A 428-nucleotide genomic window follows, 5' to 3' on the forward strand; every position below is an offset into this window, starting at 1 on the left:
GAGTCTGTACCTGACATGTTGAAACCACCGAATGGTTGGTAGCCAACAATCGCCCCTGTACAGCCACGGTTGAAGTAAAGGTTTCCAACATGGAATTCTTCACGTGCTTTTTCTAGGTTTACGCGGTTTGTCGTAATGACAGCACCTGTTAAGCCGTATTCTGTATCGTTAGCAATTTCAATCGCTTGATCGAAATCTTTTGCTTTTGCGATAGCCACTACTGGTCCGAAGATTTCTTCTTTCATAATACGTGCAGAAGGCTCTACGTCAGCGAATACAGTTGGTTGTACGAAATAACCTACTGAATCGTCCGCTGTACCACCAGCTACTAGACGACCTTCGCCTTTACCGATTTCGATGTATTCCGTAATTTTATTGAATGCGGCTTGGTCAATAACCGTTGCCATGAAGTTGCTGAAATCTGTTGG

At 44.2% G+C, this 428-nt stretch carries 1 protein-coding gene; it reads right to left on the reverse strand.

What is annotated here, in order from left to right:
• Positions 1-428, reverse strand: a 428-nt coding sequence (locus KVT27_RS23760; protein ID WP_217582085.1) for an aldehyde dehydrogenase family protein, incomplete at both ends; no start/stop codon positions are given.

It is taken from the genome of Lysinibacillus sp. GbtcB16, assembly GCF_019091145.1.
Taxonomy (GTDB): Bacteria; Bacillota; Bacilli; order Bacillales_A; family Planococcaceae; genus Lysinibacillus; species Lysinibacillus fusiformis.